Annotated in this window: 15 protein-coding genes; 4 read left to right on the forward strand and 11 right to left on the reverse strand. The window is 72.2% G+C overall.

Annotation, left to right across the window (positions count from 1 at the left end; all coding sequences use genetic code 11):
• Positions 1-80: 80 nt before the first annotated feature.
• The 3 genes from ACFZP7_RS14205 to ACFZP7_RS14215 form a co-directional block, all read right to left on the reverse strand.
• The gene (locus ACFZP7_RS14205) at positions 81-5039 is read right to left on the reverse strand and encodes an NAD-glutamate dehydrogenase (RefSeq protein WP_385634537.1); all 4959 of its coding nucleotides are present in this window, start codon (positions 5037-5039) and stop codon (positions 81-83) included.
• Positions 5040-5632: 593 nt separating this feature from the next.
• A complete protein-coding gene (locus ACFZP7_RS14210; RefSeq protein WP_019325730.1) occupies positions 5633-6307 on the reverse strand; it encodes an HAD family hydrolase in 675 nt (224 codons plus the stop codon).
• A 151-nt stretch (positions 6308-6458) separates the two neighbouring features.
• Positions 6459-6974, reverse strand: coding sequence for a DUF6912 family protein (locus tag ACFZP7_RS14215; RefSeq protein ID WP_385634538.1), 516 nt, complete (start codon positions 6972-6974; stop codon positions 6459-6461).
• A gap of 317 nt (positions 6975-7291) precedes the next feature.
• On the opposite strand from ACFZP7_RS14215, the gene ACFZP7_RS14220 reads away from it, so the two are divergent.
• Positions 7292-8023 (forward strand): Rv3235 family protein, encoded by a 732-nt coding sequence (locus ACFZP7_RS14220; RefSeq protein ID WP_385634539.1) that lies wholly within the window; start codon positions 7292-7294, stop codon positions 8021-8023.
• A gap of 111 nt (positions 8024-8134) precedes the next feature.
• Here ACFZP7_RS14220 and secA read toward each other — a convergent pair whose 3' ends face one another.
• The gene (secA, locus tag ACFZP7_RS14225; RefSeq protein WP_385634540.1) at positions 8135-10981 is read right to left on the reverse strand and encodes a preprotein translocase subunit SecA; all 2847 of its coding nucleotides are present in this window, start codon (positions 10979-10981) and stop codon (positions 8135-8137) included.
• Positions 10982-11258: 277 nt separating this feature from the next.
• Between secA and ACFZP7_RS14230 the strand changes: the two genes are divergently transcribed.
• Both ACFZP7_RS14230 and ACFZP7_RS14235 read left to right on the forward strand, forming a co-directional pair.
• On the forward strand, positions 11259-11828 hold the full coding sequence (locus ACFZP7_RS14230; RefSeq protein ID WP_019325734.1) for a GNAT family N-acetyltransferase: 570 nt from the start codon (positions 11259-11261) through the stop codon (positions 11826-11828).
• A gap of 116 nt (positions 11829-11944) precedes the next feature.
• On the forward strand, positions 11945-13120 hold the full coding sequence (locus ACFZP7_RS14235; protein WP_385634541.1) for a winged helix-turn-helix domain-containing protein: 1176 nt from the start codon (positions 11945-11947) through the stop codon (positions 13118-13120).
• 13 nt (positions 13121-13133) lie between these two features.
• Here the strand turns inward: ACFZP7_RS14235 and ACFZP7_RS14240 are convergent, their stop codons facing one another.
• The 7 genes from ACFZP7_RS14240 to mtnA form a co-directional block, all read right to left on the reverse strand.
• On the reverse strand, positions 13134-13892 hold the full coding sequence (locus ACFZP7_RS14240; RefSeq protein WP_019325736.1) for a response regulator transcription factor: 759 nt from the start codon (positions 13890-13892) through the stop codon (positions 13134-13136).
• 225 nt (positions 13893-14117) lie between these two features.
• Entirely contained in the window at positions 14118-14810 is a 693-nt protein-coding gene (gene hpf / locus ACFZP7_RS14245; RefSeq protein WP_019325737.1) for a ribosome hibernation-promoting factor, HPF/YfiA family, read from the reverse strand.
• A 312-nt stretch (positions 14811-15122) separates the two neighbouring features.
• Positions 15123-16091, reverse strand: coding sequence for a ComF family protein (locus ACFZP7_RS14250; RefSeq protein ID WP_385634542.1), 969 nt, complete (start codon positions 16089-16091; stop codon positions 15123-15125).
• 54 nt (positions 16092-16145) lie between these two features.
• The gene (locus ACFZP7_RS14255; protein WP_127445700.1) at positions 16146-17984 is read right to left on the reverse strand and encodes an LpqB family beta-propeller domain-containing protein; all 1839 of its coding nucleotides are present in this window, start codon (positions 17982-17984) and stop codon (positions 16146-16148) included.
• The gene (gene mtrB / locus ACFZP7_RS14260; protein WP_385634543.1) at positions 17974-20049 is read right to left on the reverse strand and encodes an MtrAB system histidine kinase MtrB; all 2076 of its coding nucleotides are present in this window, start codon (positions 20047-20049) and stop codon (positions 17974-17976) included. The genes ACFZP7_RS14255 and mtrB overlap by 11 nt, the downstream gene beginning before the upstream one ends.
• A 1-nt stretch (position 20050) precedes the next feature.
• The gene (gene mtrA / locus ACFZP7_RS14265) at positions 20051-20740 is read right to left on the reverse strand and encodes a two-component system response regulator MtrA (protein ID WP_191862447.1); all 690 of its coding nucleotides are present in this window, start codon (positions 20738-20740) and stop codon (positions 20051-20053) included.
• Positions 20741-20744: 4 nt separating this feature from the next.
• A complete protein-coding gene (gene mtnA / locus ACFZP7_RS14270; RefSeq protein ID WP_385634544.1) occupies positions 20745-21887 on the reverse strand; it encodes an S-methyl-5-thioribose-1-phosphate isomerase in 1143 nt (380 codons plus the stop codon).
• 140 nt (positions 21888-22027) lie between these two features.
• On the opposite strand from mtnA, the gene ACFZP7_RS14275 reads away from it, so the two are divergent.
• Positions 22028-23398, forward strand: a complete 1371-nt coding sequence (locus tag ACFZP7_RS14275; protein ID WP_385634545.1) for a glycerophosphoryl diester phosphodiesterase membrane domain-containing protein — start codon at positions 22028-22030, stop codon at positions 23396-23398.
• Position 23399: the final 1 nt, after the last annotated feature.

The raw sequence follows: 23399 nt of genomic DNA on the forward strand, positions 1-23399 counted from the left end.
CGGGCCAGAGTCCGCAGTCCGGCACCGCACGGAAGAGCCCCGGGTCGTCTCGACCCGGGGCTCCTCACACGGCCGCGCCGTCACGCATGCGTGCGCAGCAGCGTCCGCATCGTCCTCATGGCCACGGACAGGTTGGACAGGTCGAACGTCTCCGAACCCTGGATCTCCTCCAGCGTGCTGCGGGCCCGGCCGAGGATCGCCGCGTTCTTCTGCTCCCACGCCTTGAACCGCTGCTCCGGCGTCGACGTGCCGTTGCCGGCCGCCAGCACGTCGGCGGTGAGCGCCGCGTGGGCCGCGTACAGGTCCTCGCGGATCGCGGCGCGGGCCATCGACTGCCAGCGGTCGGTGCGGGGCAGGTCGCTGATGCGGTCCATCAGCTGGGTGACGCCGAGCCGGTCGGCGAGGTCGTAGTAGACCTCGGCGACGTCCAGCGGCTCCTTGCCCATGCGGTCGGCCACCGACACGATGTCCAGCGTCGGGAAGGCCGAGGAAAACCCGGCGACCCGCGTGGCCGGCTCGTCCGGCACCCCGGCGGCGGTCAGCTCGTCGTAGATGTGCTGGTACCACTCCGCGTCCGCGCCGCGCAGCAGCTTCGGCAGCTCCGCCCAGACCCGCTCGACACGCTCGGCGAAGAAGTCCACCGTCTCGGCCAGCTCCAGCGGCTGCGGCCGGTTGTTGAGCAGCCAGCGCGTGCCGCGCTCGACCAGACGCCGCGAGTGCAGCCGGATACGGGTCTGGACGGCGGCCTCGACCTTGGTGTCCAGGGCCTCCACCGCGTCCCACACCGGGGAGGACCGGAAGATCGCCCGGGCCGCGGTCTGCGCCCGCACGATCTCCTCCAGCGACGCGCCGGTCTCCTCGCGCATCCGGTGCAGATACGTCGTACCGCCCGTGTTGACCGTGTCGTTGACCAGGACGGTCGTGGTGATCTCGCGGCGCAGCGGGTGGCTGTCGATCTGGTCCAGGAACTGCTCGCGCAGCGCCGTCGGGAAGTAGGCGTGCAGCAGGCCCTTGAGGTAGGGGTCGTCGGGCAGCGAGGTGTGCAGCAGCTCCTCGGCGACCGTGATCTTCGTGTAGGCCAGCAGCACGGCCGTCTCCGGGCCGGTCAGGCCGTGCCCGGCGCCCAGGCGCTCGCGGATCTGGCGGTCGGTGGGCAGGAACTCCAGCGCCCGGTCGAGGTGGCCCTCGCGGACCAGGTGGCGCATGAAGCGCTGCTGGGCGTGGAGCATGTCCTTGGACTGGGCGAGCGCGTTGGCGATCGCCGTGTTCTGCGCGTAGTTGTTGCGCAGGACCAGCGCGCCGACCTCGTCGGTCATCTCGGCGAGCAGCTTGTTGCGCTGCTTGACGGTCATGTCGCCGTCCTTGACGAGACCGTTGAGCAGGATCTTGATGTTCACCTCGTGGTCGGAGGTGTCCACGCCCGCGCTGTTGTCGATGGCGTCCGTGTTGATCTTGCCGCCGTTGCGGGCGAACTCGATCCGGCCCAGCTGGGTCAGGCCCAGGTTGCCGCCCTCGCCGACGACCTGGACACGCAGGTCCTTGCCGTCGACGCGGATGGCGTCGTTGCCCTTGTCGCCGACGTCGCCGTTGGACTCGGTGGAGGCCTTGACGTACGTGCCGATGCCGCCGTTCCACAGCAGGTCCACCGGCGCGGAGAGGATCGCCTTCATCAGGTCGGCCGGGGTCATCTTGGTGACGCCGGCCTCGATGCCGAGGGCCTCGCGGATGTGGGCGTTGACCGGGATCGACTTGGCGGTGCGCGGGAAGACGCCGCCGCCCGCCGAGATCAGCGCGCTGTCGTAGTCCTCCCAGGAGGAGCGCGGCAGCTCGAACAGCCGGCGGCGCTCCGCGTACGAGGTGGCCGAGTCCGGGTTCGGGTCGATGAAGATGTGCCGGTGGTCGAAGGCGGCGACCAGGCGGATGTGCTCGGACAGCAGCATGCCGTTGCCGAACACGTCGCCGGACATGTCGCCGATGCCGACGACGGTGAAGTCCTGGGTCTGGGTGTCCACGCCCAGCTCCCGGAAGTGCCGCTTGACGGACTCCCAGGCGCCGCGGGCGGTGATGCCCATGCCCTTGTGGTCGTAGCCCGCCGAGCCGCCGGAGGCGAAGGCGTCGCCGAGCCAGAAGTTGTAGGACTCGGCGACCTCGTTGGCGATGTCCGAGAACTTCGCCGTGCCCTTGTCGGCGGCGACGACGAGGTACGTGTCGTCCTCGTCGTGCCGGACGACGTCGGCCGGGGGCACGACCTCGCCGGCGACCATGTTGTCGGTGATGTCGAGCAGCGCCGAGATGAAGGTCCGGTAGCTGGCGATGCCCTCGGCCATCCAGGCGTCCCGGTCCACGTTCGGATCGGGCAGCTGCTTGGCGACGAAGCCGCCCTTGGCGCCGACCGGCACGATGACGGTGTTCTTCACCATCTGCGCCTTGACCAGGCCGAGGATCTCGGTGCGGAAGTCCTCCCGGCGGTCGGACCAGCGCAGACCGCCGCGGGCGACCTTGCCGAAGCGCAGGTGGACGCCCTCGACGCGCGGGGAGTACACCCAGATCTCGAACGCCGGACGCGGCGCGGGCAGGTCGGGGATGGCCTGCGGGTCGAACTTCATGGAGACGTAGTCGTGCGGCTTGCCGTCGCTCGTCTTCTGGAAGAAGTTCGTCCGCAGCGTCGCCTTGATGACGGTGAGGAAGGAGCGCAGGATGCGGTCCTCGTCGAGGCTGGCGACCTGGTCGAGGGCCGCGTCGACCTCTTCGAGCAGGGCGTCGACGATCTCGCGTCCGGCGCGCTGGCGCTCCGGGGCCATCCGCGCCTCGAAGAGGGAGACCAGCAGGCGCGTGGTGTGGACGTTGTTGCGGAGGGTGTCCTCCATGTAGTCCTGGCTGAACGTCGAGCCGGCCTGCCGCAGGTACTTGGCGTAGGCGCGCAGCACCATGGCCTGCCGCCAGGTCAGTCCGGCGCTGAGGACCAGGGCGTTGAAGCCGTCGTTCTCCGCCTGGCCGTTCCAGGTGGCGGCGAAGGCCTCCTGGAAGCGCTCGCGGGCGTCGTCGCCGAGGTAGTCGGCGCCGCCCGCCACCGACTTCGGCATGCGCAGTCCGAAGTCGTAGATCCAGGCGGTGGTGCGGTCCGCGCAGCGCAGGTCGTACGGCCGCTCGTCGGTGACCTCGACGCCGAGCCGGCTGAGCACCGGCAGCACGGCGGACAGGGAGACGGTGCCGCCCTTCTGGTAGATCTTGAAGCGGCGCTCCTCGGGCGCGGCGCCGACCGGCTCGTACAGGCTCAGCGCGAAGGTGCGGTCCTCGTCGAGCCGCTCCAGGTGACCGAGGTCGGCGACCGCGGAGCGCGGGCCGTGGTCGGCCTTGTAGCCCTCCGGGAAGGCGCTGCCGTAGCGGCGCAGCAGCTCCGCCGCGTGCTCCTCGCCGAACTCGGCGGTCAGCGCCTCGGCGAACCCGTCGGCCCAGGAGCGGGCGGCCTCGACCAGGCGGGCCTCGACGCGCTCCTTGTCGGCGTCGGACAGGTGCGGCAGCTCGGTGCCCTGCGGGACGCGGACCACGAAGTGCAGCCGGGACAGGATCGACTCGGTGTTCCAGGCCGTGAAGTCGACGCTGGTGCCGCCGAGCTCCTCCTTGAGGATGTCGATGATCCGCAGCCGGACGCCGGTGGTGTAGCGGTCGCGGGGGAGGTAGACGAGCGCCGAGTAGTAGCGCCCGTACTCGTCCTGGCGCAGGTAGAGGCGCAGGCGGCGCCGCTCCTGGAGGTAGAGCACGGAGGTGACGATGGACTGCAGCTCGTCGGGCGGCGTCTGGAACAGCTCGTCGCGCGGGTAGGTCTCCAGGATCTGGAGCAGGTCCCGGCCGTCGTGGCTGTTGGGCGAGAACCCGGCCCGCTCCAGCACCTCCTCCACCTTGCGCCGGATCACCGGCACCCGGCGGACGGACTCGGTGTACGCGGCGGAGGAGAAGAGGCCGAGGAAGCGGCGCTCGCCGACGACGTTGCCGTCCGCGTCGAACTTCTTGACGCCGATGTAGTCCAGGTACGACGGCCGGTGCACGGTCGCCCGGCTGTTGGCCTTGGTCAGCACCAGCAGCCGGTGCTCGCGGGCCTTGGCCCGGGCGTCGGCCGGGAGCCGCTCGAACGAGGGGCTGACCGGGTGGCTCTCGTCGGTCGCGTGATGCGGGTCGGAGCGCAGGATGCCCAGCCCGGTGCCGGCGACGGCGGCGAGGGAGTCGTCCTCGCGCAGCTCGTACTCGCGGTAGCCGAGGAAGGTGAAGTGGTCGTCGGCCAGCCAGCGCAGCAGCTCGCGGGCCTCCTCCAGCTCCCGCGGCGGCAGGTCGGCGGGGGTCGGCTCGTCCGGCAGCTGCTCGGCGATGCGGACGGCCGCGTCGCGCATCTTGCCCCAGTCCTCGACGGTCTCGCGGACGTCGTTGAGGACGCGCAGCAGGTCGGCGGTGATCTGCTTCAGGTCGCCGCGGTCGGTCTCGCGGTCGATCTCGACGTGGATCCAGGACTCGACGTGCGCGTCGTGCGGCAGGTCGGCGGAGGGGCCGCCGGTGAGCACCTCGACGAGCTTGCCGGTGAGGTCGCGCCGCACCACGATCTGCGGGTGGACCACGACGTGGATGCCGCGGCCCTGCCGGGTCAGCTCGTTGGTGACGGAGTCGACGAGGAAGGGCATGTCGTCGGTGACCACCTCGACGACGGAGTGGCTGCACGTCCAGCCGTTCTCCTCGACGGTCGGGGTGTGCACCCGCACGTTCGCCGTGCCCTGCGGGCGGTTCTCGGCCAGCCGGTAGTGCGAGACGGCGGCTCCGAAGACGTCGACCGGGTCACGGTCGGTCAGGTCCTCCGGGGCGGTGTGCCGGTAGTAGCGCCGGAGGAACGCGAACACGGATGCCTGGTCCGGGGTGCCCGGGGTGCCCGGGGTGCCCGGCGTGCCCTCGTCCGTCGTCCCAGTCGGTAGGTGCCCCCCGACCGGGCTGTTCTCAGCTACCCGCGCAGCCCTTTCGAGCAGCTCGGCCTTGGCTTCGTCCAGCTTGGTCTGCATTGTCCTCTGGCTCCTGTCGCGCGCCGTTGCGTGACGTTGAAGGAAGTACGGTCTCCTGCCTTCCGGCACGTCGTCGGGACACGGGGTGTCCGGACCCTTCAGACGCTATGCCGCAAGGTGAGAGGAGCGGGGGCATATCAGCCAATGTCGCCACGTTCACCAGGTGTGACGTCGCTCTCGGCGTCACGGTCCGGGGAGTGCGCGGCGTCCTACCGGGGGCCGTCGATGCCCCGTCCCGCCCGCGAAGACCAGCGACCGCCGCCCGGACACGGATGTCGTCCGTGCTCACCGGGCGCAGGGCGGAGGCAACGGTGCCCCCGCGAGCTATCGCGCTGATCACGCCACAAGGCTATCGCCCTCCGCCGGGATCCCGTCACGACCCGTATGTGTACAAAACCGGGACCCGAACTTTGACGTTCTGCACAGAGACAGCGCCCCGTCAGCGCCGGGCCGCCCACCGCGCCCCCGCGCCCACACCGGCCCCGGTCACCGCCCGGCCGGCACACGCACCGGCACCCGTACCCGGCACGGCCCGGAGGTCACCCGTACCCGGCACGACCCGGAGGTCACCCGTACCCGGCGCGGCCCGGACGTCACGCCGCCAGCCGCGCCGCCTCCACGACCGCCTCCGCCAGCGTGTCCACCACCGGCACCCCGGCCCCCTCGAGACTCGCCCGACTGTGCGACCCCCCGGTGTAGAGCACCGCCCGCGCCCCCACCCGCCCCGCGGCCACCGCGTCGTCCGCGGCGTCCCCGATCACCACCGTGCGCGTGGGATCGACCCCCGCCGAGCCGGCCAGCTCCGCGAGGTGCCGCACCATGTGCTCGGCCTTGCTGCCCCCGGAGGGCCCGGTCCGCCCGTCGACCCGTACGAAGTGCGACTCGATCCCGAAGCCCTTGACCAGCGGCACCAGCTCCTCGTGCCCGTACATGCTCAGGATCGACTGGCTGCGCCCCGCAGCACGCCAGTCGGCCAGCAGCTCCGCGACGCCCTCCGTGAGCCCGCACCGCACCCGGTGCTCGGTGTAGTGGCGGTGGAAGGTGGCGTCCATGACCTCCCACTCGGCGTCGGTGGGCAGCCGCCCCATCAGCCGCTCGTAGAACTTCGGCACCGGCACGCAGTACAGCGCCCGGTACTGCTCCAGCGTGATCGGCGACAGCCCCAGCTCGGCGAAGGCCGCGTTCGTCGCCCCGATGATCGCGTCGTTGTCGTGGAACAGCGTCCCGTTCCAGTCCCAGACGATGTGCGCCCCTGTCTGCATCCCCATGCCCGAAAACGTACCCGCCGCCACCGACAGTCATGAAGGCCCCCCGACGGCGGACGCCGGGAGCCTGACCCGGCGGCCGCACCCGGCGGCCGCACCCGGCGGCCGCACCCGGCGGCCGCACCCGCCGGCCGATGTCGGTGCCTCCGGCGCGTCAGTCGCCGGCCCCGACCAGACCCGGGATCTCCTGCGTGGCGTACCAGAGCAGCTCGTGGTCCTCCGCCCCGTCCACCACGAACCGGGCGTCGTCGTCCCCGCCGTCCGCCGCCGCGAGCGCCTCGGCCGCGGCGGTGACGTCCGCCTCCGCGTCGGTGGAGTCGACGTGGACCGAGGCCGCGTCGGCCAGCCGCAGGGGCCCCGCCACCCGCACCTCGCCCAGCGCGGTCGGGTCGGGCCCGCGGCCCGGGTCGGTGCCGACCGCCCCGTCGGGCACGTCGGCGGCGACCACGACCCGGCGCCGCGGCGCCCCGGCGTCGGCGGCGAGCAGACGCAGGGAGGCCAGCGCGGCCCGGTTCAGCGCGGCGTACTCCAGCTCCTCGATGTCGTCCGAGAGGTACCACTCGCGCAGCGCCGGGGTGACGGCGTGGGCGACGAGCGGCCCCTGGCCCAGCTGCCCCGTCCTGTGCGCCTCGGCGAGACCGGGGAGGGTCAGGGGTACGTAGACGCGCATGGGGCTGCCGCTTTCGTGGTCGGGGACTCCACCGGGTGCCCGGGATGGCCCGGGAAGAGCCTTCAGGATACGTGCGGGTGTCCCCTTTCGAGTCCCCACCCGGGACGCCCGACGCGTCCACCTCCGTCCCCGGATTCACCCGGTACCGCCGCTCCACACCGAGCCTTCCGGCGCCTTGGACCACCCGGATAGGTGAACCTTCCCGACCCTCGACCCGGCCGCGCTGCTCCTTGCCGCGCCGTCCCGCCGCCCCGTACAAGATCCCCGACCGCAAGTTACCGCCCGGTATCCGCCGGGCCGCCGAAACGGGGAGCCCCATGCGCAAGGTCATGACCAGGACGCAGTCCCGCCCGCTCCGCCTCGCACCGGCCGCCGCCGTCGCGCCGACTCCCGCACCGCTCACCCCGGCCGACGACGCGTCGCGCGTGCCCGGCGCCGTGCCGCCGCGCCGGCCGGGCGGTGGCGCCGTACGGTCCACGGCGTCCGGCGGCCGCCCACCGGGCTCGCCGGGCAGGTCGACGCGGGCCCGTACGCGGCCGGCGGACACGCGCCCGCCCACGACGGGCCCCGGGCGCACCGCGAGGACGGGGCCGCGCACGCCCTCGGGCGCCACCGTGCCGGGGTCCGTCGTCCCGGCCGTTCCCCGCCAGGGCCCGCCCGTGGCAGAGCCGGTCGTGCCCGCCCAGACCCCCCGCCGCCCCGTACCGCAGCTCCGCCCGACCGACCACTTCGCCGAGCTGCTGCTCCACGTGCTCAGCGGCAGGCGCCCCGTCCACTCGATGCTCCGCCACACCGTCGGGCGCGCCTACGACGAACTGGCCCACCTCGCCGAACGCGGCCCCCTGCGCACCCGCGGCACCGCCCCCGTGGTCCGTGACATCGGCTACTTCGAGCCCCGGCCGGGCGCCCTGGAGGTCTTCGCCCGCATCGGCGCGGGTGACCAGCTGCGTGCGATGGCCTTCCGCCTGGAGCAGGGCCGGGACCTGCGCTGGCGCTGCACGGCGGTGGAACTCGGCGGCCCGCGCGGGCGCCGCGCCGACGAGGACTGAGCCCTTCACCGGACCGGCCCGGCCCCGCACAGCCCGGAAAGGCCGAAGGGCCGGACGCGCGCAGGCGTCCGGCCCTTCGGCCTTCCACGGTGCCGCGGGGGCACCGCACGGTCACTTCTTGCGGCGGCGTCCGCCCTTGGCCTGCTTGCGGCGCTCCGCGCGCGTGAGGCCGTCGGACGAGGAACGCGCGGGCTCCTCGTCGGTGGTGAAGTCGCCCTCGACGACCCCGCCCTCGCCGTCCACGGTCGGCGCGGAGAAGTGCATGTTCCGGCGCTGCGGGGCGTCGAGCCCCTTGGCGCGGATCTCCGGCCGCGCGCCCGCCTGGGCCGGCACGGCGTCCTGCGCGCCCTTCTCCAGCGACGGCGCCGCGTCCTCGACCGGGACCTCCTCGACCTGCTGCTCGACCTGGACCTCCAGGTTGAACAGGTAGCCGACGGACTCCTCCTTGATGCCGTCCATCATGGCCTGGAACATGTCGAAGCCCTCGCGCTGGTACTCGACCAGCGGGTCCTTCTGGGCCATCGCGCGCAGGCCGATGCCCTCCTGGAGGTAGTCCATCTCGTAGAGGTGCTCGCGCCACTTGCGGTCCAGGACCGAGAGCACCACCCGGCGCTCCAGCTCACGCATGATCTCGGAGCCGAGCTGCTTCTCGCGCGCCTCGTACTGCTCGAGGATGTCGTCCTTGATGGACTCCTCGATGTAGTCGGCGGTCAGTCCGGCCCGGTCGCCGGCCGCCTCCTCCAGCTCCTCGACGGTGATCTTCACCGGGTAGAGCTGCTTGAAGGCGCCCCACAGCCGGTCGAGGTCCCAGTCCTCGGGGAAGCCCTCGGCGGTCTCGGCGCGGACGTACGCCTCGATCGTGTCGTTCATGAAGTGCTGGATCTGCTCCTGCAGGTCCTCGCCCTCCAGGACGCGGCGCCGCTCGCCGTAGATGACCTCGCGCTGCCGGTTGAGGACCTCGTCGTACTTCAGGACGTTCTTGCGGGTCTCGAAGTTCTGGGTCTCGACCTGGGACTGGGCGGAGGCGATCGCGCGGGTGACCATCTTGTTCTCGATCGGCACGTCGTCGGGGACGTTGGCCATCGACATCACGCGCTCGACCATCTGGGCCTTGAACAGCCGCATCAGGTCGTCGCCCAGGGACAGGTAGAAGCGGGACTCGCCGGGGTCGCCCTGGCGGCCGGAACGACCGCGCAGCTGGTTGTCGATGCGGCGCGACTCGTGCCGCTCGGTGCCCAGGACGTAGAGGCCGCCGAGCTTCTCGACCTCTTCCTTCTCGGCCTTGACCGCCAGCTCGGCGCGCTCCAGGGCGGCGGGCAGGGCCGCGGCCCACTCCTCGATGTGCTCCTCGGGGTCGAGACCGCGCTGGCGCAGCTCCGCCTCGGCGAGGTCCTCGGGGTTGCCGCCGAGCTTGATGTCGGTACCGCGGCCGGCCATGTTGGTGGCCACCGTGACCGAGCCCTTGCGGCCGGCCTGGGCGACGATCGTCGCCTCCCGGTCGTGCTGCTTGGCGTTGAGCACCTCGTGCTGGACGCCGCGCTTGCTGAGCTGCTGCGAGAGGTACTCGGACTTCTCGACCGAGGTGGTGCCGACCAGGATCGGCTGGCCCTTGCGGTGCTTCTCCTCGATGTCGTCGACGACCGCCTCGAACTTCGCGACCTCGGTGCGGTAGATCAGGTCCGACTGGTCCTTGCGGATCATCGGCCGGTTGGTCGGGATGGGCACCACGCCGAGCTTGTAGATCTGGTGGAACTCGGCGGCCTCGGTCATGGCCGTACCGGTCATGCCGGACAGGCCGGGCAGTTCCTTGCCGCTGTGGTCGTGGCGCTTGTAGAGGCGGAAGAAGTTCTGCAGGGTGATCGTGGCGAGCGTCTGGTTCTCGTCCTTGATGTCCACCCCTTCCTTCGCCTCGATCGCCTGGTGCATGCCCTCGTTGTAGCGGCGGCCGGCGAGGATACGGCCGGTGTGCTCGTCGACGATCATGACTTCGCCGTCGATGACGACGTAGTCCTTGTCCTTCTTGAAGAGTTCCTTGGCCTTGATGGCGTTGTTCAGGTAGCCGACCAGCGGGGTGTTCACCGACTCGTAGAGGTTGTCGATGCCCAGCCAGTCCTCGACCTTGGCGACGCCGGACTCGTGGATGGCGACGGTGCGCTTCTTCTCGTCGACCTCGTAGTCGCCGGTCTCCTCGATGCCCTTGAGGGTGTTGCCCGCCTCGCCCTTCTTCAGGCGGGTGACCAGCTTGGCGAAGTCGCCGTACCACTTGGTGGCCTGGTCGGCCGGGCCGGAGATGATCAGCGGCGTACGGGCCTCGTCGACCAGGATGGAGTCGACCTCGTCGACGATGGCGAAGTTGTGGCCGCGCTGGACGAGCTCGTCCTTGGACCAGGCCATGTTGTCGCGCAGGTAGTCGAAGCCGAACTCGTTGTTCGTGCCGTAGGTGATGTCGCAGGCGTACATCTCGCGGCGCTGGGCCGGCGTCTGGTTGGCCAGGATGCAGCCCACGGTCAGACCGAGGAACTTGTGGACGCGGCCCATCATCTCGGAGTCGCGCTCGGCCAGGTAGTCGTTGACCGTGACGATGTGCACGCCCTCGCCGGACAGGGCGTTGAGGTAGGCGGGCAGGGTGCCGACGAGGGTCTTGCCCTCACCGGTCTTCATCTCGGCGACATAGCCCATGTGCAGGGCGGCGCCGCCCATGATCTGCACGTCGTAGTGCCGCTGGCCGAGGACGCGCTTGGCGGCTTCCCGGACGGTGGCGAAGGCTTCGGGCAGCAGGTCGTCCAGGCTCTCACCGTCGGCGTACCGCTGCTTGTACTCATCGGTGAGGGCCCTCAGCTCGGCGTCGGAGAGGTCGACGAAGTCCTCTTCGATGGAGTTGACCTGGTCCGCGATGCGGTGCAGCTTGCGCAGGATCTTGCCTTCGCCTGCACGCATGATCTTCGAGAGGACGGACACGGGGGTTGGTCTCCTTGCCGGTCGGGCCTGGGACGGTCGATTTCCTGTGACGTACTGAGCAACGGCCATCGTATGCGAGGACCCCGCCGCCCCGGGAGCCCGCTGTGACGGGGACCGTGTGCTCCTTCATCCAGCTTCCGGTCTGCTGTCTACGGGTTCAACGTCCGCGCACCCCGTATGGTGCCGCGCCCGTCGGCGAATCCCTCGAAAAGTGACCGGCCGTCCACGCCGGGCGGAGGGATGGCGCCCGCCGTCGGGCACCCCGCAGAATCGGCCGATGGAACCCGTCACGCTCACCACCGGCCGCCTGGTCCTGCGCACGGTCGGCCCGCAGGACACCGACGCCGTGTACGCCGCCTGCCAGGACCCCGACATCCAGCGCTGGACGACGATCCCCTCCCCCTACCTCCGCGAGCACGCCCGGGGCTTCACCGAGCAGATGGTCCCGGCCGGCTGGGCCGACGACTCGATGGCCACCTTCGGCCTCTTCCTCCCGGCCGGTGACCTGGTGGGCATGCTGGGCGTCACGATGATCTCCCTGGGCGTCGGCGAGATCGGTTTCTGGTGCGCCGAGGAGCACCGCGGCCACGGCTACGTCACCGAGGCCGCCGTCGCCGTCGCCCGCTGGGCCTTCACCGACCGGGCGATCGACCGCCTGGAGTGGCGCGCCGAGGTCGGCAACACGGCCTCCCGCGCGGTGGCCCGGCGCGCGGGCTTCACCGTGGAGGGCACGCTGCGCTCCGCGATCAACAACAAGGGCACCCGCCGCGACGCCTGGATCGGCTCCCTCCTCCCCTCGGACCTGGCCCTCCCCTCGACGGCCCCCTACCTGCCGCCCAGGCCGTGACCTCCCCCTCCCCACAGCTGCGGGCACGTCGTGCCGCCGGAGCGACGGGGGTGGGTGCCGGGGTCCCCGCAGGAACCCGCCCCCACTGTCAGACCCACCCCCTATCGTGCCGACGTATGACGACCCTCCCGCCCCCCACCACGGAACTCTCCGCAGACGACGCCCGCCGCATCGCCCTGCGCGCCCAGGGCTTCCTCGGCGCCCCCGACCGCCGCGCAGGCGTCCGCGGCGTCCTCCGTCACCTGGGCGCGGTGCAGCTCGACACCATCTCGGTCCTCGCCCGCTCCCACGAGCTCGTCCCGTACGCCCGCCTGGGCGCGGTGGGCCGCAAGACCGTCGAGTCCGCGTACTGGACGGACACCCACGCCTTCGAGTACTGGTCGCACGCCGCGTGCGTCCTCCCCATCGAGGAGTGGCCCCACTTCGCCTTCCGCCGCCGCGCCTACCGCAACCGCCCGCACTGGAACCACCAGCTCCCCGACGGCGCCTACGACCAGGTCGTCAAGCAGCTGCGCACCGAGGGCCCCCTCACCGCGACGGAGCTGGGCGGCGCCAAGAAGACCAACGACTGGTGGGACTGGTCGGGCACCAAGGTCGCCGTCGAGCGCGCGCTCATGTACGGCGAGGTGGTCTGCGTCGAGCGCCGCGGCTGGAAGCGGGTGTACGACCTGGCCGAGCGCGCGGTCCCGGCCGCGCTGCTCCACGACGACCTGGACGACACCGAGTGCCTGCGCCGCCTGGTCCGCCTGGCCGGCCGGTCCCTGGGCGTCGGCACCCGCGCGGACATCGCGGACTACCACCGTCTCAAGGCCGAGCACGTCGACGCCGTGATCGCGGACTCGGGGCTGGTCCCGGTCACGGTGGCGGGCTGGGGCAAGCCGGCCTGGGCGGACCCCGAGGCACTGGCGACACCGCCGCGCGGGCGGCACCGCACGACGCTGCTCTCGCCCTTCGACTCCCTGATCTGGGAGCGTGCGCGCACGGAGCGGATCTTCGGCTTCACCCACCGCCTGGAGGCGTACGTGCCCAGGCAGAAGCGGGTGCACGGCTACTTCGCGATGCCGGTGCTGGCCGGGGGCCGGCTCGTCGGCCGCGTGGACCCGGGGCGCGAGGGGCGCACCCTGGTCGCCAAGCAGGTCACCCTGGACGGCGTCAAGGCCGCCGCCCCGGTGGCCCAGGCCCTGGTCGAGGCGGCCGGCTGGGTGGACTGCACGGACGTACGGGTGGAAAGGGTCGAGGCACCGGAGCTGCGCGAGCCTCTCACCCGGGAGCTGGCGCGGCTCCTCGGCTGATCCGCGCCGGGGGTCACCGGATCTCGAGGATCTTCTCCCGCATCGCGTAGACGACGGCCTCCATCCTGGAGTGCAGTTGCAGTTTCTCCAGGATGTTGCGCACGTGGTTCTTCACGGTGTTCTCGGAAATGAAGAGTTCCTTGGCGATGTCGCGGTTGTTCATGCCCGTGGCGACGAGCTTGAGGACTTCCAGTTCGCGGTCCGTGAGCCGCGGCGCGGGCACCAGCCGGCGTTCGTCGGTCCGCTGGATCATCGACTTGAACTCGGTGAGGAGTTTCGACGCCATGGAGGGACTGATCTGCGACTGTCCGTCGGCCACCGCGCGAATGGCGGTGGCGACCTCGTCGGTCGAGATCTCCTTGAGGAGATAGCCCGTCGCCCCCGCCTTGATCGCGTCGTAGAGGTCGGCCTCCTCGTCGCTGATCGTCAGCATGATGATCTTGGCGCTGGGGGCCACCTCCTTGATGGAGGTGCAGGCTTCGATCCCGCCCCGCTTGGGCATCCGCACGTCCATCAGGACGATGTCCGGCAGCAGGTCGGCGGCCTTCTCCACGGCCTCGGCGCCGTCACCGGCCTCGCCGACCACCTGGATGTCCTCCTCCGCGGCGAGGACGATCTCCAGACCGCGGCGGAAGAGGGCGTGGTCGTCCACGACCAGGACCCTGATCGGTTCCTCGCGCGCAGAGGCCGCGTCCGGGCCCATGCCGGCAGCGCCGTCGTCGATCCCGTGGTCGACGCCCTCGCCCCGCATCGGTCCGAAAGTCTCCGCCATCGATCCTCCCCCTGAAGGCAGTGGCCTGCAGTCCTGAGCCATCGCCAACCCAGAGCAACGTCCCACCGGTTGAGCCGTTGCCGCCATGATTCCATGCCCGGCCGGGACCGGGGTGACGTGCGGGCCACGAAGAGGTCGCACACCCTCGCGCACCGTCGCACACCGGTGCCCCTGGGGGCGCGCACGCGCTCCAGGGGCACCCGGTTCCGCTGTCATCCGGCCGCGTCAGCCGCCGAGCGCATCGCCCGCCTCGGGGGCGTTCGCCTGGGTGACCATCGTGTCCGTGGTCAGGTGGATCACGCCGTAGTCGTAGGCGTGCCGCCGGTAGACGACGCTGGGTTCCTTCGTCTCGGAGTCGACGAACAGGTAGAAGTCGTGCCCGACCAGCTCCATCTCGTAGAGCGCCTGGTCGAGGCTCATCGGCGCGGCCACGTGGGTCTTCTCGCGGACGACGAGCGGGCCGTCGCCCTGGACCTCGAGCGAGCCGATCTTCTTGGTGGGCACCGCGTCCTGCTGCTCCTCGGGGACGACCTCGCCGTTCCCGTTGAGCGTCGCCGCGCCGGGGACGTGGTCGGCGACCTCCGCCGCCGTGATCCGGCGCGCGCCTCGGCGCGAGAAGCGCTTGTCGTGCTGCTTGCGCAGCCGGGCGCCGAGCTTCTCCGCCGCCAGGTCGAGCGCCGCGTAGGGGTCGCTCGCCGCCGCCTCCGCCCGGATGACCGGACCGCGGGAGCGGAGCGTGATCTCCACTCGGTCACAGCGGTCGGCCTGCCTGGGGTTCGGCTCCTTGGACACCTCGACGTCGAGGCTGATCACCTTGCCATCGAGCTTCTGGATCTTCTCCAGCTTCAGCTTCTCGGCCACGTGCTTCCGGAACCGCTCGGGCACCTCGGTCTTGCGGCCCTTGACGACGATGTCCACGCAGAACTCCGTTCCCGGATCGCTCCGCTTCGACGGCGGAGCATCTCCCTTTCGCACCAGGTCCCGGGCCATTCCGGAACCTCGGACTCGGTGACGTCCACCTCCTCCCCCGTGGGCGGTGTCTCCACTCCACCGGCGCGGGTGATGAGGGTGGAACCCGCACCGGGCATTCGGATTCAAGAGGGTGTGGCCTGCGGCTTTCCTCACAACCGAACATATCTCGCCCGGACGGATGTCGTCACCCTCTACCGCGGGGTACCTCCGTTCCGGTGATTTGATGCTCTCATCATCTGCAACGACATAAGTTCTCAGTCAGTTCCGGTTTATTTCGAAGGAATCTGGTGATGCCGCGACCACCGCCGCGCGGATCGTTTCCCGGACCACGCCATCGCCTCCGTTCGGGCCCGACATTCGGGGCCCGGCCTTCCGTTCCTCTCTGCCTTCCCCTGCCGCCGACGAATACACAGCCGATTTCGCCGTCATGTACGTCCCCGGACCCGTCGTCCGCTCAGAGGCGCGGGGCCCTTTCCCGGCCGTCGCCGCGCGCACGGCCCGCGCCGCCTCCGCCAGCGACGCGCCGGTCGTCATCAGGTCGTCGACGAGGACGACCGGCCCACCGGCGCACAGCAGCCGGCCACCGCCCGGCACCACGGCCAGCGCACCGGCCAGGTTCTCCGAGCGCTGCCGGGCGTCGAGGTCCGACTGGTCGGCCACGGCGTGCCGCTGCCGCAGCACCGCCCGCACCCGGACCGACGTGCCCGTCCGCCTCAGCTCCGCCGCGGCGGCGAGCGCGAGGCGCCGCACCGGATCGTGCCCGCGCGCTCGCACCGCCCGGCGCGCCGACGGCACGGGCACGAGCAGCACGGGCCCCCGCACGTCCCCCGCGGCCGGCTCCGGGACGCCGGTCCCCTCCGCCGTGTCCTCCCGGCCACCCGCCCGCGCCGCCGGTTCCGCCGTCGTTGCCCCCGCCTCCCGCAGCCCGGCCCGCACGGCGCCGGCCAGCGCCGCGCCGAGCGGTGCCGTGAGGGCGAGCACACCTCGCTCCTTGTGGGCCAGCAGCGCGGCCCGCACCGCGTCGGCGTAGGGGGCGGCGGCGTGCACCGGCGGCAGCCCGGGCGGCTCCGGCGCCGGCCGCACCCGGCGCGGCGGTGCGCCGCTGAGCGCCGTACGGCAGCCGGCGCACAGCACCGACCGGGCCCTGCCGCAGCCTCCGCACTCGGCCGGCAGCACCAGGTCCGTGAGGTCCCGCCACCATTCCCGCACGGCCACCACTGTGCCCACGCCCGCGCCTCGCCACCAGCCCTGTGGAAAACCGCGGAAGCCGCGCGGGGCGGGTCAGCCCGGGTAGACCGGCGCCGTCCCCTCCGTCACCTTCTGCCACTGCAGCCCGGACGGCAGCCGCACGATCAGGTCCTCCGAGTACGCCACCAGCGGCAGCGTCTCGTCCTCCGTCGCGGCGATCTCCTTCACCCCGGTCAGCGCGGCGGGCACCGAGGCCTCCGGCGTGGAGCCGTCCACCTGGACGTACCCGATCTGCTGGACGCCGCCGCGCTCCCGGCCGACCACCACGAGCCGGCTGTCACCGGCCCAGGACATGGCCGTGACCTCCTCCAGCTCGGGGGTGGCGGAGCGCAGTTCGAGGACGGTGACGGCGGACTGCTCACCCGCCTTCCCGTCCCGCTCGATCCGCCCGATGAGCAGCGAACGCTTGCCGTCCTTCTCCACGATGAGCGCGATCCGTACGCCGTCGGCGGCCACCCGCACCGCCTGGACCCGCCCGTCCAGCCCCGGCGTCCGCACCTCGACCGGCTCGCCCGCGCCCTCCCTCAGCAGCAGCAACCGGGGGTCGGCCGGGTCGCGGTCGGCGATCCAGAGGTCCCCCTGGGAGTCCCAGCTCGGCGGCGTCAGCCGGTCCGGCTCCGTCTTGCCCTTGCTGACCAGCACGGGCTCGCCGAGCGAACCGCCCGTCACCAGGGAGCCGACGTACAGCGACTTGTTGTCGAGGCCGATGGCGGCCGCGCTGTGCTCGTCGCGGGAGACCGCGACCGACCGCAGGCCCACCGCTCCCTCGCCCAGCGCCCCGGGAACGGGCTCGGCCCGCGTCCCCTTGCTGCCGGCGGCGATGCGCACCAGACGATCCCGGTCGTCGACGAAGTACAGGTAGTCGGGCCGGTGGGCCGAACCGCGCGTGGCGACCGTCTCGGCCCGGTCCTCGGTGAGCGAGCACACCTGCCTGCCGCCCGCGCGCAGTTCGACCTCGTCCACCACCGGGGTGAGGCTCTGCACGGTGAACAGCAGCTGCGCCGCCATCTCGTCGCACGTGTCCCTGCCGACACCGGCCGCCCGGTCGTTCAGCGGCACCGTCAGTTTGTTGTGGTCGTCGGGGGTGAGCGGGTCGGAGTTCTTCGCCAGCGCCGTGCCGGTGGGGAAGCTCGACCTGACCACGGGGCCCAGCAGCCGTGTCGGCCCGCTGAACAGGGACCTCACCACCTGGGTCATCGGGTCCACGAGCCGGCGCACGTACACCGGATCGGCGACGGCGGCCGGCTGCCGACCGGTGCCGGCCTGCGTGGTGGGGGAGGTGTTCGAGGCGAAGAAGTACTTGTTGACGGACATGTAGGTGCGCTGGAAGTCCGACTTGCCCATGATGACGCCCTGCGGCAGCACGTCGATGCGCCACTGCCGGTTCTTGCCGTCCCGGGTGAGGTGGACCGCCTCCCGGTACTCGCCCTCCGCCGGCGTGTAGGACTGCTGCGCGTCCACCGTGGCGACCCGGGTGCCGGTCAGGGTGACCGAGTAGTCGTTGGCCTCCTCCCGGTTGCCCGAGTGGTCGGTCTCCGTCCCCGGACCGCCCGCCAGCACCGTCGTCGACCGCTCCGGCCGCCAGGTCTCGGCCGCCTCGCCCGTCAGGTACTTGCGCGCCGTCTCGTACTGCGGATCGTTGCTGGTCAGCGCCTCGAGGAAGCCCTGGACGATCTCCGTGGGCGGGGCGTCCTCCCGCGGCGGCATCGCGAACACCCGCACCTGGGGGTCCTGTCGCGGCGTGGAGTCCACCCCGCGCAGGTCCCCGCTGTCCGGCATGGACGCACACCCCGCCAGCAGGACGACGCCACAGACCGCGTACGTCACCGCGCGCGCCGGTCGCCGGCCGCTCCCCTCGCGGTCAGCGCCCACGAGTTGCCTCCCCTTGCCTGCTGCTGTTCTCGGGTCCGGCGTCCGGGCGGCTCGCCACCTCCGGCGCGGGACCGCCGTCCTGCTTCCGGGCGCCCGACGGGGGCCGCGGCACCACGCGCGCACCGTTGCCGGGCAGGGCCGTCGGGTCGGCGGTGGGTGCCACCGTCGCCGACCGCGGTGGGATCGGGCCCCGCGCGGACACCGAGGACGCCTGGGCGGCCGACGTCTGCGTCGGGACGGTGGCCGCGCTCCCCGCGTCCCACGTCGCGGCGTCGCCCGGACCGGCGTCGCCCAGCCCCCGGTTGCGCCGGGAGTCCGTCGGCTCCAGCGGTATCGGCGAGCCCCGCAGCGGCTCGTCCGCGGTCCTGGGCAGCGTCAGCCGGAACTGCGAACCGCCGCCGGGCTCGCCCCAGGCCTGCAGCCAGCCGCCGTGCAGCCGCGCGTCCTCCAGGGCGATGGACAGACCGAGCCCCGTGCCGCCGGTGGTGCGCGCGCGTGCCGGGTCGGCCCGCCAGAAGCGGCTGAAGACCCGGGTGGCCTCCCCCGGCTTGAGCCCGACGCCGTAGTCGCGCACCGCGACGGCGACCGCGCCGCCGGCCGCGGCGAGCTTGACCACCACGTCGTTGCCCTCGCCGTGCTCGACGGCGTTGACGACGAGGTTGCGCAGCACGCGCTCCACGCGCCGGGCGTCGGCCTCGGCCACCACGGGCTGCTGGTCGCCGACGACGCGTATCAGCGTGCCCTTGCGCTCGGCGAGCGGCTCGGCCCCGCTGACGACCCGCCGCACGACCTCCCGGAGGTCTATCGCCTCGGCCTCCAGGGCCGCGGCGCCGGCGTCGAAGCGGCTGATCTCCAGCAGGTCCGCGAGCAGCGTCTCGAACCGGTCCAGCTGGTCGGCGAGGAGTTCGGCCGACCGCGCGGTCACCGGGTCGAAGTCCACCCGCGCGTCGTGGATGACGTCGGCGGCCATCCGCACGGTCGTCAGCGGCGTCCGCAGCTCGTGCGACACGTCGGAGACGAACCGCCGCTGCATCCGCGACAGGTCCTCCAGCTGGCTGATCTTCAGCTGGAGGTTCTGCGCCATCTTGTTGAAGGCCTCGCCGAGCCGCGCGATGTCGTCCTCGCCGGTGACCTTCATCCGTTCCTGCAGCCGCCCGGCGGACAGCCGCTCGGCGACGCCGGCCGCCATCCGCACCGGCGTGACGACCTGCCGCACCACGAGCCAGGCGATCGCCCCCAGCAGTACGACGACGAAGAGCCCGGCCGTCGCCAGGGTGCCCCTGACCAGGCTGAGGGACTTCTCCTCCTGCGTCAGCGGGAACAGGTAGTAGAGCTGGTACGGCTCGCCGTTCGGGTCGTTGACCTGCTTGCCGATGACCAGGCCGGGCTGGGACGGCTCGTCGGAGTCGTAGACGATGCGGGTGTAGCTCTGCGCCGCCGCCGTGCTGCCGTCGATCCGCTCCCGCAGCTCCTCGGGCACGCTGGCGGACCAGCTGACCACGCCGGAGGCGCGCGGGCCGCGTCCGCTGCCGCTGTCCCCGCCCATGGGGAGGGTGACGACGTCGAAGGCGCCCTGGCCACCGCTGGACAGCGACTTCACCAGCTCGCTCATCCACTGGATGACGTTCTGCGAGGGACGGCCGTCCCCGGCGGACACTCCGTCGTCGCCGGTGACGCTCGCCGCCTCCTCGGCCTTCTGCTTGGCCACCGCGAACCCGCCGGTGGCCTGGCTCTGGGACGCCTTCACCTTGGCGTCCAGCAACCCGTTGCGCACCTGGCCGATCACGACGAAACCGAGCAGCAGCACCACGCCGAGCGACATCAGCAGTGTGGTGACGACGATCTTGAGCTGGATGTTGCGGCGCCACAGCCGCATCACGGGCAGCAACGGCCGCCGCACCCAGCGCATGAAGAGGCGGAGCACCGGGCTGCCCTGCACCCCGCCGTGCAGCAGCCCGCCCTCGAGCAGCCGGCTCCAGCGGGAACCGGCGGGCGGGGGGCCGACAGGCCGTCCGGCGCGGGCCCCGGAACGGCCGGGCGCCGAAGCGGCACTGTCCCTGCTCATGTCAGCTCGGCCCGGCCTTGTAACCGACACCACGGACGGTCACCACGATCTCCGGCTTCTCCGGGTCCTTCTCGACCTTGGAGCGCAGCCGCTGGACGTGCACGTTGACCAGGCGGGTGTCGGCGGCGTGCCGGTAGCCCCAGACCTGTTCGAGGAGCACCTCGCGGGTGAACACCTGCCACGGCTTGCGGGCCAGCGCCACCAGCAGGTCGAACTCCAGCGGCGTCAGCGCGATCGACTGCCCGTCCCGCTTCACGGAGTGACCGGCCACGTCGATGACCAGGTCGCCTATGGCGAGCTGCTCCGGCGCCGGCTCCTCGGACCTGCGCAGCCGGGCCCGGATGCGGGCCACCAGCTCCTTCGGCTTGAACGGCTTCACGATGTAGTCGTCGGCGCCCGACTCGAGACCGACCACGACGTCGACGGTGTCGCTCTTCGCCGTCAGCATCACGATCGGCACACCCGACTCGGCCCTGATCAGGCGGCACACCTCGATGCCGTCCCGGCCGGGCAGCATCAGGTCGAGCAGCACCAGATCGGGCTTGGTCTCCCGGAAGGCGGCCAGCGCCTTGTCGCCGTCGGCTACGAACGATGGCTCAAAACCCTCACCACGCAGCACAATGCCGAGCATCTCGGCCAGTGCGGTGTCGTCGTCGACGACAAGGACTCGTCCCTTCATAAACGCCATCATCCCATTAGCTAATCGTGACCTGGCGTGACCTGGCACACAGCTCGGCGAGGGCCTCGGTGGTCACGGGCGAGACCGCGCCCTCCTCGGTGACGATCGCCGTCACCAGCTCGGGCGGAGTCACGTCGAACGCCGGGTTGTACGCCTGAGTCCCCAGGGGTGCCACCGGAATCCCGCCTCCCGCTCCCGTCACCGGCACCTGGGGTGCTGTGACCTCGGTCACTTCATATCCGGGGCGTTGTTCCACTTCGATGGACGCCCCGTCCGGCGTGCCCTCGTCCACCGTCGTGACCGGCGCCACCACGATGAACGGCACGTGGTGGTACCGCGCGAGCACGGCGAGCGGATAGCTCCCCACCTTGTTCGCCACCGATCCGTCGGCCGCGATGCGGTCGGCGCCGATCAGCACCGCGTCCACCTCACCCGCCGCGAACAGGGAACCCGCCGCGTTGTCGGTGAGCAAGGTGTACGGCATGTCGTTGCGCGCCGCCTCGTAGGCCGTCAGGCGAGCACCTTGCAGCAACGGGCGCGTTTCGTCCACCCACAGGCGCCGCAGCCGGCCCGCCCGGTGCGCGGCGAGCGCCACCGCGAAGGCCGTGCCCTCACCTCCCGACACCAGCGAACCGGTGTTGCAGTGCGTCAGGACGCGGTGCCCGCCCGCGGGCAGCAGTTCGTCCAGCAGCGCCAGCCCGTGCGCTGCCATCCGCGCGCTGGCCTCGGCGTCCTCCCGGTGCAGCGCCCGCGCGGCGGCCAGTGCCGCGGCGGCGGCCTGCCGGGGGTCCCCGGTCCTGGCCAGCGCTTCCTGGTGCGCGGCCCGCGCCCGCCGTACGCCGACGGCCAGGTTCACCGCGGTGGGTCGGGCTCCGGCCAGCGCGTCCGCCGCCTCCGCCACCTCGAAGCCCCGGACGGCGGCGAGCGCGACGCCGTAGGCACCGGCGATGCCGAGCAGCGGCGCGCCACGGACGGCGAGCGAACGGATCGCCTCGACCAGCGCGGACGCGTCCGTGCAGACCAGCTCCACCTCCTCGGCCGGCAGCCTGGTCTGGTCCAGCAGGACCAGCACCGGGCCCTCGGGTGGTTCTTCCCAGCGCAGTGCCGGGATCTCGGTCGGCCGCTTGTCCTCGCCGTTGTGCGCGTCCTCATCAGCCATGCGGTCAGTCTGCCCCCTGTCCGGCGGACAATTGAAGGTGCGCAGCCCCTACCGCGCCCGGTCCGCCGCCGAGCACCCCATGGCACGATGGCTGCCAACCTGCCGCCGCGACCGCGGACGGGCACCGTGAAGGAGCGACGATGAACGACACTCCGGGCTGGGCCTCGCCCGGATCCTCCCCGTCCGACGGGCGGGAGCCCGGCGCGTCCGGCCCCGCCGAGCCCGCCGACCGCCCCGGCGGTCCCGACCGGCCCGCGCAGCCCGCGGACCGGCCGGGCACGGAACCGACGGGCCCCGGCACGAAGTGGTCCACGGAGCAGCCGCCTCCCGGCCAGTGGTCCGCCCCGTCCGGCCCCGGCCAGGCACCGCCGCCTCCCCCGCCCAACCCGGGATGGGGCACCCCGCCCCCCGGCGGCCAGGGCGGCGCACCCGGCGGTTACGGCGGCCCCGGCGGCGGCTACGGCGGTTACGGCCCGCCCGGCGGCTACGGCGGCGGCTGGGGCGGGGGCTGGGGAGGCCCGCCGCCCGCGGCCAAGCCCGGCGTCATCCCCCTCCGTCCGCTGGGCGTCGGCGAGATCCTCGACGGCGCCGTCTCCACCATGCGCACCTACTGGCGTACGGTCCTCGGCATCTCGCTGACCGTCGCGGTCCTCACGGAGATCGTCGTCGTGCTGCTCCAGGGCCTCGTCCTGGACGACGCCACCTCCGAGGCCCTGAACGACCCCGACGCCACGCTGAGCGAACTCGGCGACGCCATGGCCGACACCACGATCAACTCGGGCGTCGTCCTCCTGGTCTCCCTGATCGGCACGGTCCTGGCCACCGCGCTGCTGACCACCGTCACCAGCCGCGCCGTACTCGGCAGGAAGGTGACCATAGGCGAAGCCTGGCGCGACGCCCGACCGCAGGTGGCGAAGCTGTTCGGCCTGATCCTGATGCTCCTGCTGATCGTGGCCGGCCTCGTCACGGTCGGTATGGCGCCCGGTCTGATCGTCGCGGTCGCGGGCGGCGGCGGGGCCGGCGTGGCCCTGACCGTCCTCGGCCTGCTGGCGAGCGCCGTCGTCGCGGTGTGGCTCATGGTCCGCTTCTCGCTGGCCTCCCCGGCCCTGATGCTGGAGAAGCAGGGCATCAAGAAGGCCATGGGCCGTTCCACGAAGCTGGTGCGCGGCTCCTGGTGGCGCGTCTTCGGCATCCAGCTGCTGGCGGCGGTCATCGCGAACGTCGTCGCGTCGATCATCGTGATCCCCTTCGCCTTCCTCGCCGCGGCCCTCAGCGGCGGCGGAGTCGGCGGCTTCCTCGAAGGCACCGGCGACCTCGGCTGGACCTTCCTGATCGTCAGCGGCATCGGCTCGGTGATCGGCTCCATGATCACTTTCCCGATCACGGCGGGCGTCACCGTGCTCCTCTACATCGACCAGCGCATCCGCCGCGAGGCCCTCGACCTGGAACTGGCCCGCGCCGCCGGAGTCCAGGGCCCCGCCGCCCCCGGCTCCGCCCCGGGGAGCCGATGAG

This window comes from Streptomyces sp. SudanB5_2050, from assembly GCF_964272335.1.
Lineage (GTDB): Bacteria > Actinomycetota > Actinomycetes > Streptomycetales > Streptomycetaceae > Streptomyces > Streptomyces rochei.